This is a genomic window from Methanohalophilus sp. RSK (assembly GCF_003722075.1).
Lineage (GTDB): Archaea > Halobacteriota > Methanosarcinia > Methanosarcinales > Methanosarcinaceae > Methanohalophilus.
In genome coordinates this window covers 86,511-103,394 of record NZ_RDSK01000016.1, presented here as the reverse complement: position 1 = coordinate 103,394, position 16,884 = coordinate 86,511, and the positions used below count along the sequence as shown (strand labels likewise).

14 protein-coding genes, 2 tRNA genes and 1 pseudogene are annotated in these 16,884 nt (G+C 45.0%); 10 read left to right on the top strand and 7 right to left on the bottom strand.

What is annotated here, in order from left to right:
* Positions 1-215: 215 nt before the first annotated feature.
* Positions 216-317 carry a symporter small accessory protein gene (locus EFE42_RS11045; protein ID WP_370448688.1) on the top strand — a complete coding sequence of 34 codons (102 nt, stop codon included), beginning with the start codon at positions 216-218 and terminating at the stop codon, positions 315-317.
* Positions 314-568 (top strand): annotated as a pseudogene (locus EFE42_RS09390) (sodium:solute symporter family protein); the annotation flags it as partial. The gene EFE42_RS11045 and the pseudogene EFE42_RS09390, both read left to right, overlap by 4 nt.
* Positions 569-670: 102 nt before the next feature.
* Here the strand turns inward: EFE42_RS09390 and gyrA are convergent.
* The gene (gene gyrA, locus EFE42_RS09385) at positions 671-3,145 is read right to left on the bottom strand and encodes a DNA gyrase subunit A (RefSeq protein ID WP_123136986.1); all 2,475 of its coding nucleotides are present in this window, start codon (positions 3,143-3,145) and stop codon (positions 671-673) included.
* Positions 3,146-3,156: 11 nt separating this feature from the next.
* The gene (gene gyrB, locus EFE42_RS09380; RefSeq protein WP_123136985.1) at positions 3,157-5,061 is read right to left on the bottom strand and encodes a DNA topoisomerase (ATP-hydrolyzing) subunit B; all 1,905 of its coding nucleotides are present in this window, start codon (positions 5,059-5,061) and stop codon (positions 3,157-3,159) included.
* Positions 5,062-5,317: 256 nt separating this feature from the next.
* Here gyrB and aspS point away from each other — a divergent pair, with 256 nt between their 5' ends.
* Both aspS and rpiA read left to right on the top strand, forming a co-directional pair.
* Positions 5,318-6,649, top strand: a complete 1,332-nt coding sequence (gene aspS / locus EFE42_RS09375; RefSeq protein ID WP_123136984.1) for an aspartate--tRNA(Asn) ligase — start codon at positions 5,318-5,320, stop codon at positions 6,647-6,649.
* A 12-nt stretch (positions 6,650-6,661) separates the two neighbouring features.
* Complete coding sequence (gene rpiA, locus EFE42_RS09370; protein WP_123136983.1) at positions 6,662-7,354, top strand: ribose-5-phosphate isomerase RpiA; 693 nt, start codon at positions 6,662-6,664, stop codon at positions 7,352-7,354.
* Here rpiA and EFE42_RS09365 read toward each other — a convergent pair whose 3' ends face one another.
* The 4 genes from EFE42_RS09365 to EFE42_RS09350 form a co-directional block, all read right to left on the bottom strand.
* Positions 7,355-8,674, bottom strand: coding sequence for a signal recognition particle protein Srp54 (locus EFE42_RS09365; protein ID WP_123136982.1), 1,320 nt, complete (start codon positions 8,672-8,674; stop codon positions 7,355-7,357).
* A gap of 85 nt (positions 8,675-8,759) precedes the next feature.
* Positions 8,760-9,611 carry an EamA family transporter gene (locus tag EFE42_RS09360; protein WP_123136981.1) on the bottom strand — a complete coding sequence of 284 codons (852 nt, stop codon included), beginning with the start codon at positions 9,609-9,611 and terminating at the stop codon, positions 8,760-8,762.
* 104 nt (positions 9,612-9,715) lie between these two features.
* Positions 9,716-9,790, bottom strand: a tRNA-Met gene (locus tag EFE42_RS09355).
* A 63-nt stretch (positions 9,791-9,853) separates the two neighbouring features.
* Positions 9,854-9,928, bottom strand: a tRNA-Met gene (locus tag EFE42_RS09350).
* A 135-nt stretch (positions 9,929-10,063) separates the two neighbouring features.
* Between EFE42_RS09350 and EFE42_RS09345 the strand changes: the two genes are divergently transcribed.
* From EFE42_RS09345 to EFE42_RS09330, 4 genes are all read left to right on the top strand, one after another.
* Positions 10,064-10,762, top strand: coding sequence for a phosphoribosyltransferase (locus EFE42_RS09345; protein WP_123137013.1), 699 nt, complete (start codon positions 10,064-10,066; stop codon positions 10,760-10,762).
* Between the two features lie 15 nt (positions 10,763-10,777).
* Positions 10,778-11,638 (top strand): S-methyl-5'-thioadenosine phosphorylase, encoded by an 861-nt coding sequence (mtnP, locus tag EFE42_RS09340; protein ID WP_123136980.1) that lies wholly within the window; start codon positions 10,778-10,780, stop codon positions 11,636-11,638.
* A 61-nt stretch (positions 11,639-11,699) separates the two neighbouring features.
* Entirely contained in the window at positions 11,700-12,128 is a 429-nt protein-coding gene (locus tag EFE42_RS09335; RefSeq protein WP_123136979.1) for a Zn-ribbon domain-containing protein, read from the top strand.
* Between the two features lie 27 nt (positions 12,129-12,155).
* Complete coding sequence (locus EFE42_RS09330; protein ID WP_233564801.1) at positions 12,156-12,917, top strand: heparan-alpha-glucosaminide N-acetyltransferase; 762 nt, start codon at positions 12,156-12,158, stop codon at positions 12,915-12,917.
* Here the strand turns inward: EFE42_RS09330 and dinB are convergent.
* Positions 12,878-14,002, bottom strand: coding sequence for a DNA polymerase IV (dinB, locus tag EFE42_RS09325; RefSeq protein WP_370448687.1), 1,125 nt, complete (start codon positions 14,000-14,002; stop codon positions 12,878-12,880). The two genes, EFE42_RS09330 and dinB, sit on opposite strands and share 40 nt — an antisense overlap.
* 136 nt (positions 14,003-14,138) lie before the next feature.
* Between dinB and EFE42_RS09320 the strand changes: the two genes are divergently transcribed.
* Both EFE42_RS09320 and EFE42_RS09315 read left to right on the top strand, forming a co-directional pair.
* Positions 14,139-15,191 carry a M42 family metallopeptidase gene (locus EFE42_RS09320; RefSeq protein ID WP_123136976.1) on the top strand — a complete coding sequence of 351 codons (1,053 nt, stop codon included), beginning with the start codon at positions 14,139-14,141 and terminating at the stop codon, positions 15,189-15,191.
* Between the two features lie 195 nt (positions 15,192-15,386).
* The gene (locus tag EFE42_RS09315; protein WP_123136975.1) at positions 15,387-16,868 is read left to right on the top strand and encodes a (R)-citramalate synthase; all 1,482 of its coding nucleotides are present in this window, start codon (positions 15,387-15,389) and stop codon (positions 16,866-16,868) included.
* The last annotated feature ends 16 nt before the right edge of the window (positions 16,869-16,884 follow it).

Below are 16,884 nucleotides of genomic sequence, written 5' to 3'. Positions count from 1 at the left end.
TTTTTGGGTGATTCAATGGCCTGCATGAAACTCGTTGATTGCCAGAAAAGGAAACATCCGGCGCTTTCTTTATTGAATGAATAAGGAACAAACGAGTATAATCCAGATATTAACACTGTTAAATGTTTCAATAAAAACATATTTATGAAATATGTTAGCATGTGTCATTATAGCATATATAGAGGTGCCCTCATGCTTGGAATAGAAGACCCCAAATATGGATAGCATACATCCTGTGTATAGCAGGTGCGATAAGCTGCATGATATATGGTATAATGAAATGGAATGACGGCGAGGAAACGGAGGCATGCTCATGATAAGCACGCCCGTCCTTGGTGTAATTGTCCTGATCTACCTTATGATAATTTTCTATCTGGGAATGCTTGGATACAAAAAGACAAAAGAAATTGACGATTATATGGTCGCCGGCAGGCACATCAATCCCTATATACTTGCCCTTTCCGATGGTGCCACATTTATCAGTACCTCGGCAATCATAGGGTTTGGAGGAGCTGCCGGTGCACTGGGAATGGGATTGCTCTGGCTTGCGGTGATGAATATCATTGTCTTGCAGCAATCGTAGCAGTTGCTGTCAGTTACATGACAAAACCGACACCCAGGGAACATCTTGAAAAATGCTACGGAAAGTAAGTATAACTTTAGGTTACACTTACTCCTCCTTTTTAATCCTGGCCAAACTGACCAACTTGTCTTTTTCCCTTACATTCATTATTTTCACACCCTTGGTATTGCGTCCCTGTTTCCTTATGTCCGTCACGGGGATACGTATCACAATACCGGCAGAGCTGGTCAGGATGATCTCATCGTCGTCTTCCACCGTTTTTACATTAACCACCGGGCCATTGCGCATATCAGTGGCTATGGTAATCACACCCTGGCCTCCACGGCGAAGAGTGCGGTACTCATCAAATGGCGTGCGTTTGCCAAAACCGTTCTCTGTAACCGTCAACAGGGTGGCATTCGAATCAACAACATCCAGGCTTACAATAACATCCGCACCTGTCAGTTTCATACCCCTCACACCACGTGCAGTCCTGCCCATCACACGCACATCTTCCTCGGAGATACGCAGGGCTTTCCCATGCCTTGAAGCCAGCATTATATCCTGATTTCCATCGGTCTGGAGGACATTTACAAGTTCATCCCCCTCTTTCAGGGAAATCGCAATAATACCGGCACGGCGTGGATTACTGAAATCCGAAAGACTGCAACGTTTTACGGTCCCAACACGGGTACCCATGAAAAGGTAGCGATCCTTCTCAAAATCATGTACCGGAATCATAGCATTTACTGATTCACCTTCAGCAAGTTCAAGCAGGTTCACAATGGCCTTTCCTCTGGACTGGCGACTTCCCCGGGGAATATCATAGACCTTTTGCCAGTAAACCTTACCGCGATTTGTGAAAAAGAGGATGTAATCATGGGTAGAAGCCACAAAGATGCTTCCCACAGTGTCATCTTCCTTTGTTTCCATACCTCTCACACCACGACCGCCACGATGCTGCATATTATATGTCTGGAGAGGAATATTCTTGATATAACCACTCTGGGTAGAGGTTACAACCACTTCTTCCTCGGGTATCAGGTCTTCATCCGCAAGTTCTTCACGACTACCCTGGATAAGGGTTCTGCGCTCATCACCATATTTACCTTTCAACTCCAGAACTTCATCCTTAATAATCGCATATTTACGCTCATCATTTGCAAGAATATCCTTAAGATCAGCAATAGTTTTGACCAGTTCATCGTACTCATCATCGATCTTTTGCCTCTCCAATCCAGTCAGACGCTGCAACCTCATATCCAGAATGGCTTTGGCCTGGATTTCATCCAGATCGAAATTATTTATAAGCCCTTCTTTTGCCTCCTCTGTGGTAGAAGAGCCGCGTATCAATTTGATAATTTCATCGATATTATCCAGGGCTATTTTAAGCCCCTGGAGAATATGTGCTCTTTCCTCAGCCTTTTTTAGATCAAAAGCCGTGCGGCGGCTTATAACATCTATACGATGCTTGAGATATATCTGGATCAGTTCCCTGAGATTAAGCACGCGGGGCACACCGTCAACCAGAGCCAGGTTAATGATACCAAATGTGGTTTCAAGCTGGGTCTGTTTGTAGAGCTGATTGAGCAGGACTTTGGGATTGGTGCCTTTCTTAAGTTCAATAACCACCCGCATACCTTCCCTGCCGGATTCATCCCTTAAATCCGAAATACCCTCAATTTTTTTATCCCTTACGAGGTTGGCGATGGATTCTACAAGACGTGCCTTGTTCACCTGATAAGGAAGTTCGTATACCACAATGCGGTATTTATCATTCTTCATCTCCTCTATCTCGGTCACGGCACGTAGATGGATAGGGGAGCGTCCTGTCTCATAAGCAGTCTTGATCCCACTGGTACCCATTATGATACCACCTGTAGGGAAATCCGGTCCTTTCACGATCTTTCGAAGTTCTGAAAGTTCAGTATCAGGGCCATCAATCAATTTGACAGTAGCGTCCACAATCTCCCCGAGGTTATGGGGGGCCATGTTGGTTGCCATCCCCACAGCAATACCTGTGGAGCCGTTCAAAAGCAGGTTGGGCAACTTTGAAGGCAGGACTTCTGGTTCCTCCAGGGAACCATCATAGTTAGGCTTGAAATCAACAGTTCCCTTCTTGATATCCTCAAGCATTTCAGTGGTTATCTTATCCATGCGGACTTCTGTATAACGCATTGCTGCAGCAGAATCACCATCAACAGATCCAAAGTTACCCTGCCCGTCTATTAACGGATAACGCAGGGAAAAGTCCTGGACCATACGCACCAGACTGTCATATACAGCAGTATCACCGTGCGGATGGAACTTACCCAATACGTCACCCACTACACGGGCGGATTTCTTGTACGCCTTATCATGAGTAATACCGGCTTCATTCATCGAATGAAGAATACGACGATGAACCGGCTTCAAACCATCACGGGCGTCAGGCAGGGCCCTTCCCACAATAACACTCATCGAGTAGTCAATATAAGAGCGCTTCATCTCATCCTGGATTAGTACGGGAACGACACGTCCGCCTTCCCCGCCATGCTGTTCGATACTTTTATCGAGAGGATTTATATCATTATCGTCTGCCATCTTATACCACCTCATACATCCAGGTTGATAACATCCTTTGCATGCTCCTGTATGAATTTACGCCGGGGAGCAACTTCATCTCCCATCAGAACGGAGAACATCTTATCGGCCGCGACCGCATCCTCCATTGTTACCTGCAAAATAGTGCGTGTCTGAGGATTCATGGTTGTCTCCCACAGTTGATCGGGATTCATTTCACCAAGACCCTTGTAGCGCTGTATACTTACACCCTTTTCGCCAATCTCTTCGATTATTTTGTCCTTTTCTCTCTCGGTATAGGCAAATCGTTGATTTTTACCTTTCTTGATACTGTAGAGAGGTGGTTGTGCGATGTATACATAGCCAGCATCTATCAAAGGGGTCATGTAGCGGAAAAAGAAAGTCAGCATAAGGGTGCGTATATGTGCGCCATCCACATCGGCATCAGTCATGATAACTACCTTGTGATAGCGAGCCTTTGAGAGGTCATACTCATCCCCTATACCGGTTCCCATTGCAGTGATCAGGGAAAGGATCTCATTATTCTTCAATATCCGGGACAAACGGGATTTTTCTACATTCAATATTTTACCCCTAAACGGAAGAATTGCCTGGAAACGTCTCTCACGACCCATCTTTGCCGAACCACCTGCAGAATCACCTTCCACAAGATAAATTTCAGATACCAAAGGGTCTTTTTCAGAACAGTCCGCAAGTTTGCCGGGAAGAGTGCTGACTTCCAGGGCACTTTTACGCCGCGTTAATTCCCTTGCCTTTTTGGCCGCTTCCCTGGCCCTGCGTGCATCCATTGCTTTTTGCAGGATAGCAGAAGCAATCTTGGGGTTTTCTTCCATGAATTCCGAGAGACCCTCAGAAACCATGGATTCCACAATACCCTTAAGTTCACTGTTTCCAAGTTTTGTCTTTGTCTGCCCTTCAAATTGAGGGTCCATTAATTTAACACTGATAATTCCTGCCAGCCCTTCTCGGATATCATCACCGCTGAGTTTGATGTCCCCTTTGGCAATGTTGTTGCGTTTGGCATAATCATTGGCAACCCTGGTCAGGGCTGACTTGAAACCCGCCAGATGAGTACCACCTTCATGGGTATTGATATTATTTGCAAAGGAATAAACATATTCACCATAACTGTCTGTATACTGCATGGCGATTTCAACCCGGGTATCTTCCTTTTCCCTCTCAAAATATATAGGTTGTTCATGCAGCACATTGCGGCTCTTGTTCAAATATTCAACAAAAGAGACAATACCGCCCTCATACTCAAAAACTTCCTGCAGGGGCTCATCTGATCTCTTATCGGTTATGACAATCTTAATTCCACGATTTAAGAATGCAAGTTCTCTTAATCTTGTGGCTAGGGTTTCGAAATTGAAATCTACTGTTTCAAAAATGTCGGTATCCGGTTTGAAAGTTATCGATGTACCGGTACTTTCAGTATCCCCTTTCTCGATAACATCATCAAGAGGTTTTCCTCTTACGTAACGCTGATAAAAAATTTTACCATTCCTGTGAACTTCCACATCGTTCCATTCAGAAAGAGCGTTCACAACAGAGACACCTACTCCATGAAGACCACCTGATACCTTGTAGGAACTCTTATCGAATTTACCCCCTGCATGCAGAATGGTCATTACAACTTCAAGTGCTGATTTTTTGTATTTGGAATGTATATCTGTAGGGATTCCCCTGCCGTCATCCCTGACCGTGACCGATCCATCCCTGTTTATAGAAACGTCAATTGAGGTACAATAGCCTGCAAGGGCCTCATCTATACTGTTATCCACTACTTCATAAACAAGATGGTGTAAACCCCGGCCATCAATGCTTCCGATATACATGCTCGGTCGCTTGCGCACGGCTTCCAGTCCTTCCAACACCTGAATATGGGTCGCATCATAGACATCTCTGTCACTCATCGCGTTCTGTCTCCATGAATCCATTTAAATAATAAATGCAAAAAATAAACAAAAAGAGAACACAAAAACTGTAGCTAGCGTCTCCTATTGAGTTTTGCTCCTCCTATGTGTTCATTTATTAAATAGTTAAGTATAATAATCTGTTACGGGACCCTTTAACTAATGGTTAGATATATTTACAGGAATGTTTTTTAAGAGGAAAACCGATAATGACCAGAAATCATATTCACACTACCATTCCAATCAAGGTGGACAAATGTCATTGAAAAATTTAAGGACACATTATACGACACAGATCAACCCCGAACAGATCGGAGACGACAAGGTCGCTCTTGCAGGCTGGGTACACGAGGTACGTGACCTTGGAGGTATCTGCTTTGTGGTATTGAGGGACAGACAGGGAAGAGCCCAGGTAACCCTTGTGAAGAAAAAGATTGACAGGGAGTTATTCAATTTCGCCAGGAAACTTATCCGTGAATCCGTTATCTCTGTCAGGGGTAGCATCAAGCCGGAAGGGAAAGCCCCTAATGGTTATGAATTGATACCCGATGAGATCGAACTGCTCAATGAAGCAGAATCTCCCCTGCCTCTGGACACCACAGGAAAAGTGGATGCTGAACTCGACACAAGACTGGATTCACGTTTCATAGACCTGAGAAGAAGCAGAACAAATGCCATATTCAGGATAAGACATGAGGTTCTGCATGCTGTCAGGAATTATCTTGCAAATGGTGGATTCCTGGAAACTTCAAGTCCCAAGGTAGTGGCCACAGCAACCGAAGGAGGTACTGCCCTTTTCCCGATTACTTATTTTGACAGGGAAGCCTTCCTCAACCAGAGCCCTCAGCTTTTCAAGCAGATCCTGATGTCCGGTGGAATGGACAGGGTATTTGAGATCGGGCCGATCTTCCGTGCAGAGGAACACGATACCCGACGCCACCTGAACGAAGCTACATCTATTGATATAGAGGCGAGTTTTGTCGACCACTTCGATGTAATGGAAATCCTCGAAAACATGGTGGAATACGTTTACAATCAGGTCATAGAGAACGTACCCGATGCTCTTGAAGTAATGGGAATCGAACTCAAGGTTCCAAAAACCCCATTCCTCAAACTGACATATCAGGAAGCGATGGATATTGTCAACTCCCATGGTGAAGAGGAATTGAAGTGGGGAGATGACCTTTCCACCCTTTCCGAGCATACAATCGGGGAACATGTATTCCAAGAAACCGGGGAGGAACACTATTTCATCATTGACTGGCCAACTGAAATAAAACCATTCTATGCCATGCCCTACGAGGAAAAACCTGAATTCTCCAAGTCCTTTGACATGATGCACAGGACCATGGAACTCTCCTCCGGTGCCCAGCGCATACACGTTCCGGAAATGCTCAAAAACAGGATAGCAGATCAGGGACTGGACCCTGAAGGCTTTGATTTTTACCTGCGCGCTTTCAGTTACGGAATGCCCCCCCACTCCGGCTGGGGCCTGGGTTGTGAAAGATTTGTGATGACCATGCTTGGCGTGGAGAACATACGCGATGTCGTGTTGTTCCCAAGGGACCGCAGGCGTCTTTCCCCATAAGAAGGCAATACAATGACGGACAGAAATGCAAAAAGTCACCATCCGGGCAAGGAGGCTGCCGGCAAGGCCGCAGCAGAACTTGTGAAAGATGGAACGATCGTGGGGCTGGGTACCGGCTCCACAACTGCCTACGCAATCAAAAGCCTGGGAGAAAGAGTTAAAAAAGGCTTGGATATAAGGGCAGTTGTAACTTCCTACCAATCTGAAATGCTGGCGATACAGGCAGGCATCCCCCTGACAAGCCTGGCCGAGAATCCCGTGCTTGACATTGCAATTGACGGTGCCGATGAAGTGGATGCAAAGCTCAATGTAGTAAAGGGAGGCGGAGGTGCACACTTTCGGGAGAAGGTAGTCTCCCTTTCAGCAAAGAAATTCATTGTAGTGGTGGATGACTCCAAGATAAGTGAAACAATATCAATGGCAATTCCTATTGAAGTCCTGCCGTGTGCCCGCGAACTTGTACAGCAACAGGTTGCTCAAATGGGTGGAGAAGCCGTTATACGCCCTGCATCCAGAAAAGACGGACCGGTAATCTCCGACAATGGTAATTTCATTATGGATGCTGCTTTCGGAGAGATCCCAAATCCACAGGAATTTGCAGATAAACTGTCAAATGTTGTCGGAATCGTAGAACACGGAATATTTACCAATACCGATAAAGTGTATATCGGTTACAAAGACGGAAAAATAGAACTGAGGGAATGATTACATTCCCATTTTTTTCATCATTTTCTTCATGTTGAATTTGCCACCACGCATACCTTTCATGGCGTTTTGCATCTGTTTATGATATTTCAGCAGCTCACGAACGGTTTCCGGATTGGAACCAGCACCTATGGATATCCTTTTTATGCGGGAACTGCCGATTATACGCGGATTTGTCATTTCCTCTTCTGTCATCGAATCAATGAGGGTTTTGTACTGTGCCATTTTCTGGCCTGTAACTTCATATGCCTCATCGGAAACTTTCATACCCATACCACCCAGTGGCAGCATCTGCATGATCTGTTTCATAGGCCCCATCTTGTTCATGGCTTCAAGCTGTTTATACATGTCCTTGAGGGTGAATTTCCCCTTCATCATGGACTCAACATCGAGTTCATCTTCTGAGAGGGATTCTTCTGCCTTTTCCATCAGGGATTTAAGGTCTCCCATCCCAAGCAGGCGGGAGATGAACCTGTCTGCCTCGAATTTTTCCAGGTCTTCCGGGGTTTCCCCCACACCAATGAAAGCTATCGAGGAATCGGTTGCGGCAACAGCAGACATAGCACCACCACCTTTTGCGGTACCATCAAGTTTTGAGATTACAACACCGGAAATCCTAACTGAGTCGTTGAATGCTTTTGCCTGTTCGCTTGCCTGTTGGCCGATACCGGCATCAAGTACAAGCAATTTATAATCAGGGTTGGAAATTGCGTGGATTCGCTCCATCTCATCGATAAGATCGTTTTCGAGAGAGTGGCGACCTGCTGTATCAATGATTTTCACATCATACTTGTCTATTTCAGCAAGGCCCCGTTCAACTATACCCACAGCATCAGGATTGCCTTCTTCACCATAGAACGGCACATTCAGGGATTCACAAAGGGTTTTCAGCTGCTGGTAAGCCCCGGGCCTGAAAGTATCAGCACAGACCACAGCAGGTTTGAGCCCTTTACGCTGGAAATAGCGGGCAAGTTTGGACGTGGTTGTAGTCTTACCACTACCCTGCAACCCAATCATCATTATTTTTTGAGGTTTTAGCGGGATATCGGTACCTTCACCCACAATTTTCATTAGTTCCTCATAAACGATGCGTATCACATGTTCCCGGGGATTCATACCCTGGGGAACATCCTCATCAAGAGCTCGCTCCTTTATGCTCTGGGAAAGTTGCATAACCATCTTGACATTAACATCGGATTGAAGAAGTGCCCTCTGGATATCCTTTACAACATCGTTTACCGTCCGCTCATCAATGCGTCCGGCACCTACGAGTTTTTTGAGGGCATCCTGCAGGGAATTACTGAGTTTGTCCATTACCATATTCGGGATCGTCCTTTTTAAGTTCTGCTTCAATAGTACTCGATTGTTTTATATAATTATTTTGTGACAAATGGTCAGTACCCTATCAAGCAGACAGCAAAATAACTGAAAACAAAGCCATCAATACTCCCATCCATTGTCTGGACGATAGATATTCACCAAGCACTATCCAGGAAAGCAGGACTGTGCCTGCCGGGTAAAGAGCAGATGTGACCGTGGCAATATCCAGCCTTCCTACCTGACTTGCTGCTGTGAAAAAGATACTGCCTGCAGTGTCACCAATACCTGCGAGAAGAATGGGCAGAGCCACTTTTCTAGCCGGTATGCATAGATTACCTTTTGAGAGTAGAAATATTAGTAATATTGTTGCACCTTCAATTTTAGCAACTGCCAGTGTCCAGAAGATTGAAACTCCACTGAAATTACCGATCGAGATGTAAGCCAATCCAAATCCCAGTCCTGCAAGAAAAGGGAGTTTGAGATCACCTGTATTAATTTTTGACATACTGCTGCTGCTTGAGACTAACCAAACACCTACAAGAGCAATACTAAATCCCAAAATTTTATGGAATGCAGGTAACCCTTCTGTAAAAAGGCTGTAAACAACAGGAACAAGAACGGCAACTACCGCTGAAACAGGTGCTACAAGTCCCATTTTTCCCGATGAAAGGCCCTTGTAAAGGGAAAGAATTCCGACATTCCCAAATATCCCTACCAGAAGAGCCCATAAATAATCAATTTTTAGAGGGAGGGGTTCCGAGGTTATGTGGCCTGTAGTAACAAGTAAGAAGAAACCTATGAACTGGGTTATCATAACAACCACATAAACACTGGTCTTTTTGGTTGCAATACCGCCACTGAAGTCTCCTGTACCCCAGGACATAGCAGCTGCAAGACCAAAAACTACGACTAGCAATTCAGCAGGAAATGGAAACATATTCTCTAGAATGAGTCTGGACCCTTAAATTTGACGATATTGAACAAACCTGCAATGCTCTTTAAAGTTGAAATGGAAGTTGATATGTCCAAAAGAAGAGTGTATAGCGGGGGATGGATTCGAACCATCGGTCTACGGGTTATGAGCCCGTCGGGATCTCCTGGCTACCCCACCCCGCTACGGGTGGATACTCCAACAATCACAATACAGCAAAAATTAGCCATCTTCAATTAAGAGATGTATAGCGGGGGATGGATTCGAACCATCGGTCTACGGGTTATGAGCCCGTCGGGATCTCCTGGCTACCCCACCCCGCTACGGGTGGCTTATATTGTGTTTGTCGAGGAATCTGATAAAGGTATAATGGTACATAAAGGTTGTGCATGAAAGAACTACATGAAAAAAGATATAATACAGCACGGTTAAACCATTCCATAGCAGGAGGAAATTCAATGGCATTACCTGATAAATTCAAATGTGTTATTACAAACTGGGATTACATCTATAATCTTTGCAGGGACGTTTCTGAAGATGTTAAGAATTCTGGTTATGAACCCGATATAATCATTGCACTGGCCAGAGGCGGATGGTTTGCCGGTCGCGTTATGTGTGACTTTCTGGGACTGGATGATCTTACAAGCCTTAAGATCGAACACTATACAGGAACTGCCGTTGCAGGCGACGAACCACTGATACGCTATCCACTGGCAGAAAGTGCTGCTACTGGCAAGAAGGTACTCATCGTGGACGATATAACAGACAGTGGCCAAAGTATGCTTCATGCAAAGGATTATATTCAGAAGCAAGAACCAAAAGAGATCAGGACCGCTACTCTCCAGTACCTCTACAACTCTGCCCTTGAACCCGATTATTGTGGTGAAAGATTGGAGGAATGGGCATGGATCGTCTATCCCTGGAATTTCATCGAGGATATGACCGACATCATTACCGCCACCATGGAGCGTGAAGAAGCCGAATACTGGGACATTCCCGCTCTGAAACATGCCCTTTATGAACATCATTCATTGGAATCCACGTCTTTTGAAATAGCCCAGCCCGGCCGTCTTGTTGAGGTTCTCAGGGAGATGGAAAGAAGAGGTATTATAACTTCCGAAATCACAAAGGGCAAGACATTCTGGAAAAAACTTTGAAAATAAGGTGATACATTGAAGGGACATGCAGACATCGCAATTATTGGCGGAAGCGGCGTATATGACGTGAGCCTATTTGACAACGTCCGCCAGATAGAGGTGGATACACCTTTTGGCAAACCGTCGGATTCGGTTACTCTGGGGGATTTTGGAGAAAAGAAGATCTGTTTTCTACCACGACATGGGACAGGACACAGGGTCTCTCCAACCAACCTGAATTCCAGAGCCAACATTTTTGCCCTGAAAAAATTTGGTGTCAAACAGATAATAGCCGCCTCAGCTGTTGGAAGCCTGAAAGAAAACATAAAGCCTCTGGATATTGTAATTCCTGACCAGATATATGACAGGACAAAACTTCGTCCTTCAACTTTCTTTGATCAAGATATAGTTGCTCACACGGGTTTTGCAGATCCTTTTTGTTCCGGGATGTCAAATTTGCTCCATAAAATTGCAATCGAAAACGGCTACAACAGTCATCCCGCAGGGACCTATGTATGTATAGAAGGGCCCCAGTTTTCAACCCGGGCCGAATCAAATGTTTACAGGTCACTGGGTTTTGATATAATCGGAATGACTGCCATACCTGAGGCAAAACTGGCACGAGAAGCCGAAATCTGCTATAGCACCATTGCAACTGTAACCGATTATGATGTATGGCACGAAGAAGATGTGACTATGGAAACAATCATTGGAAATGTAATAAAAAACGAAAAAGCAGTTAGAACTATTATTCGTCAGGCACTTGAATCCCTTGATATTGAGCAGGATTGTGAATGCAGGCATGCTATTGATGGAGCAATAATGACTGATCCTGGGATGATACCTTACGAAACAAAGTACAGATTAAAAACTCTTATTGGTAAATATATCGACTAAAATAAGCCATTTACTCGTAAGGGTTAAAAGACAGATAGCCAAATAGTAAACCGGTGAACTAATGCCTCACAAATGTACTAAATGTGAGACTGTATTTGAAGACGGGGCCGAAGTTATCCTCAATGGTTGCCCGAACTGTGGATGGAACAAATTTCTCTACGTAAGCAATGAGTCCAAAAAGGAAACTGATGAAGTAGAGAAAGGTAGTGAAACCACAAAAGAGGTTACTGAGGAAAAAGAAAAGACATCTCCTTCCGAGGAATTCATTCATGAAGTTGATGAATTCATAGGGATTGAGCATAAAGAAAGCACCATTATCGAAGATGATGGGGAGAAGGTTGAATCTGTACGTATTATTGGGCCGGGGTCCTACGAGTTGAACCTTGATTCCCTGCTTGAACGCGAGGAGATCATCATGGCAATCAAGGAAAACGGGACCTATGCAGTAGATCTGGCCTCCACATTCCATGGCAAGCGCAAGAAAAAATGATATTATCCTTTTTTCATGGTAAAATCAATGGTACTGCCTGAGCAACGTTTCTGGGAGGTTGACCTTTTACGGGGCTGTGCCATTGTCCTCATGATTATATATCATACGTTCTATGATCTGGACCTGCTGGGCAATTTTTCTTTCGCGGTAAACCAGGGCAAATTATGGATAATTGGCAGAAGTTCGGCTGTTCTTTTTATATATACTGCAGGAATCGCCCTGAGCCTTAGTTATTCCCGATACCGTTTGAAGCATCCCGAAAACAGAAAACCCTGGCACAAATACGTAAAAAGGGGAATTCGGATATTTCTCTGGGGAAGTCTGATTACTTTAGTCAGCTGGTTTGCGTATCCCTCTATGCCAATAATTTTCGGGATTCTGCATTTTCTGGGGATCTCAATAATAATTGCCTATCCATTCATTGAAAAGAAACATGCCAACCTAATTGTCGCGGGAGTTGTAATCGCAATTGGATTTTACCTGAAGACGATACGTGTGCCAAATGACTGGTTTTTGTGGCTGGGACTGCATTCCACATCATTCCAGACACTTGATTACTTTCCCCTGCTTCCCTGGTTTGGCCTTGTACTGATAGGAATTGCCACCAGCAATCACCTGTATCCGGCCTATGAAAGAAGATTTAACATTCCTGATATGACAGGCTTTGCCCCGGTACGACTGCTCACTGCAATGGGAAAAAGGTCCCTTGCAATGTACCTGTTGCACCAGCCGGCCGTAATCCTCATCCTTTACCTGCTGGGTCTGATCAGGTTTCCATTTTCATTCTGATCCCCACTTATGAAATCTTCCAGGGTAGTCTGTTGGGAATCAATCTTCATCAGGCTCGAAACCCCTAGCCCGATAAGCCTTACCTTCTTCTTGCAGCTAAATTCCTGTAACATACGGGTACCTATCTTGCATATCACAGAAAGGTCATTGCTGGTTGCCCTGAGAGAAAAAGCCCTTGTGTATGTAGTAAAATCCTCGAACCGTATCTTTAGATTAACAGTACGGAACACATAACCGTGCCTGACCAGCCTGCTGTGTACCTGTTGCGCAAGCCTGTCCATAGTTTCCCTTAATAGTTCCATATCCCCGACATCCTCTTCAAAGGTATCCTCCTTGCTAATGGATTTTACCTCACTTTTACCGGCCACCTTACTGTGATAATTACCCAGCGCCATCTGGCGCAATTTAAGGGCGGATTTGCCCAGGCGTGATACGAGCAGTTGCACATCGGTGCGTGCCAGGTCCCCAATGGTCCGGATACCCATTTTACCCAGGATCTCACGGGTACGCTTGCCTACACCGGGGATGGCAGATACTTCCATCGGAAACAGGAATTGCTGTACATTTTCAGGCTTCACAACCGTCAGGCCGTCGGGCTTCTGGTAATCAGAAGCAATCTTGGCCACAGTCTTGTTGGGTGCTATCCCGATAGAACAGGTGAGATCCTCATCATCATACATTTCTTTCTTTATCCTGAAAGCAAGGTCCTGTGCCTCAGTGTAGGTTTTCACAATATCAGTAACATCCAGATATGCTTCATCCACACTTACCTGCTGGAAAACAGACGTGTAGCGCTGCAGCAGAAGCATTATATTTTCCGATGCCTGCTTATAGAGGGGCATATTTACCCGCAAAAAGACCGCATCCGGACAAAGCATATAGGCTTTCGAAATAGGCATTGCCGAATGGATGCCATAATTGCGCGCCTCGTAGGAACACGTACTTACCACCCCCCTTCCTTCCCCTTTTTTTGGGTCAGACCCAACCACGACCGGGAGGCCCTTAAGGGATGGTCTCTCACGCACTTCTACCGAGGAAAAAAAACTGTCCATATCAATATGGAAAATTATTCGGGACGGAGGCATCTGCATACCTTCTGTTGTCCAGAATTAAAATGTTTTCACCGGATATTATGATTATAAATAATCCTTTCACCACTTACTCAAAACTATTTATCTCTGGAGGACTATTAAACCTAAAAGAAAGAAGGAAGGTATACAAATGGAAATAGAAAAACTTCTTGAAGAACTGGCAAACGCCCACGGAATTTCCGGCAATGAAGAAAGTATCCGCAAAATAATGGAGAGAGAGATCAAACCCTATGTAGATACCATAGAAGTGGATAAAATGGGAAATCTCATAGGTACCAAAAAGGGTACAGGTCCTTCCATTATGCTTGCTGCACACATGGATGAGATAGGGCTTATGGTAAAATACGTCGATGAGAATGGATTTCTCAGGTTTGTGACTATAGGTGGCTGGTTTGACCAGACCCTGCACAGCCAGCGTGTCATGGTGCATACCAACAAGGGATCTATCCCGGGTGTCATTGGTTCCAAACCCCCTCATGTCATGAAAGATGAGGATAAAAAGAAACCGATAAAGGCAGAAGAAATGTTTGTGGATGTAGGGGCAAAGGACAAGGAAGATGCCGAAAACTTAGGAATCGAAGTTGGTACACCCATTTCTATAGACAGGAACTTCGTGGCATTGCAAAATGGTCTCTACACCTCCAAAGCCTTTGATAACCGCGTTGGAGTGGCCATGGTGATCGATGCCCTGAAACAAATTTCCGAGATGGATATTGATGCCACAATTTATGCTGTGGGAACGGTCCAGGAAGAGGTGGGACTTAAAGGTGCACGCACGTCTGCTTTCGGTCTGAATCCGGATATTGCAATTGCAACAGATGTCACCATCCCCGGTGATCATCCCGGCATAGAAAAGAAAGATTCAGCCCTGGAAGTTGGCAAGGGTCCGGTAATTACTGTAGTTGATGGTGCTGGCAGGGGCCTGATGGCAGACAAGCAGGTTGTCAAATGGCTAAAAGAAACAGCACAGGAAAATGACCTGCCCCACCAGCTCGATGTGGGAGACGGAGGAACCACCGACGCAACCGCAATACACCTGACAAGGGATGGTGTGCCCTCAAGTACTATCAGTGTGGCTGCAAGGTATATTCACTCACCGGTAGAAGTGATTTCCATTGATGACCTTAAAGCAAGCGCCTCCCTTGTTGCAAAAGCAGCTAAAAATGCAGGGAAGTATTTCTAATACTTCTCCTTTTACTGTTTTTTTATATACTGCTCATACCATCAATTATTTTAATAATAGAATTCTACTTTTCACAGCATTTCATGATTATACCTTTTGTATGCATGGAAGGCTGACAGTCATGTGGCCAACGCGAACTTATATTTAATATGAACGTGTCACATGGTTGGACAATATTCATAAAAATCGTGAGGGATCGTATTATTCGAAAATGTACGCTTTCTGGACACTACCCTGAGAGACGGTGAACAAACACCCGGTGTAGCACTAACAACAGAAGAAAAACTCTGGATCGCCCGTAAACTGGACGAGATGGGAGTACACATCATCGAGGCAGGCTCTGCCATCACCTCCGAAGGTGAGAGAAACGCTATAAGAGGCATCACTGCTGAAGGCCTTGATTCTGAAATATGCAGTTATTGCCGTATAATGCAGCAGGATGTGGACTACGCCCTGGAATGCGACGTGGATTCCATCCATCTGGTCGCACCTGTATCAGACCTGCATATCAATGTGAAATTGAAAAAGGACAGGCAAGCAGTCAGGGAAATGTCAACCAGTGTAATTGAGTACGCAAAAGATCATGGCCTGATTGTTGAATTCAGCGGAGAAGATGCATCAAGAGCAGATTTTGATTTCCTGAAGACCCTATACCAGGACGGAATCGATGCCGGAGCCGATAGATTATGCTACTGTGATACTGTGGGAATGCTGGTTCCCGAAAAAACGGAAAATATATTCAGTGAACTTTCCAGTGCATGCAGTGTACCGGTAAGCATTCACTGTCATGATGATTTTGGATTGTCAGTATCCAATACTATAGCTGCCCTGAAAGCAGGGGCCGGGGAAGCCCATATGACTATAAATGGGATCGGTGAAAGGGCCGGGAATACCTCACTGGAAGAAGTTGTGATGATCCTGGAATGGCTTTATGATCACAGAACTGGTATAAAATCTGAAGAAATTTATAAAACATCCAGACTGGTCAGCCGCTTGACCGGCATACCTGTGGCCATCAACAAATCGCTCGTGGGAGGCAATGCATTCACCCATGAAGCAGGCATTCATGTACACGGGCTGTTGGCAGATACTTCTACATATGAGCCCCTGAAACCCGAAATTTTGGGCAGGGAAAGAAAAATAGTGCTGGGCAAACACGCCGGCAAAAGCTCAGTAACCCTGGCATTGAAAGAACTAGGCCTGGAAGTAGACGATTCCCAGCTCAATGAGATTCTCACCAGGGTCAAGGAGATAGGTGACCATGGAAAACATGTCACAGATTCCGATTTACAAACAATTGCTGACACCGTACTGAACATTTACAGGGAATCCCGGGTCAAACTCAAAGATTTCACCATAGTATCCGGTAACCAGGTTATGCCCACGGCCTCTGTAAGAATAACCGTGGATGGTGAGGAAATCGTTGAGGCAGATATCGGTGATGGTCCCGTTGATGCTGTTGTAAAAGGAATCCGTAAGGCTGTATCAGGTATAGGGGATGTACAGCTGGAAGAATACCACGTTGATGCGATAACCGGCGGTACTGATGCCCTGGTGGAAGTGCGTGTTAAACTGTCCAAGGATGGAAAAATGGTCACCTCCAGGGGTGCCCGTACAGATATAATCACAGCATCCGTTGAAGCTGTGATAAATGCAATAAACCAGCTAATGAATTGAAGTTAGAAGCAAGAGA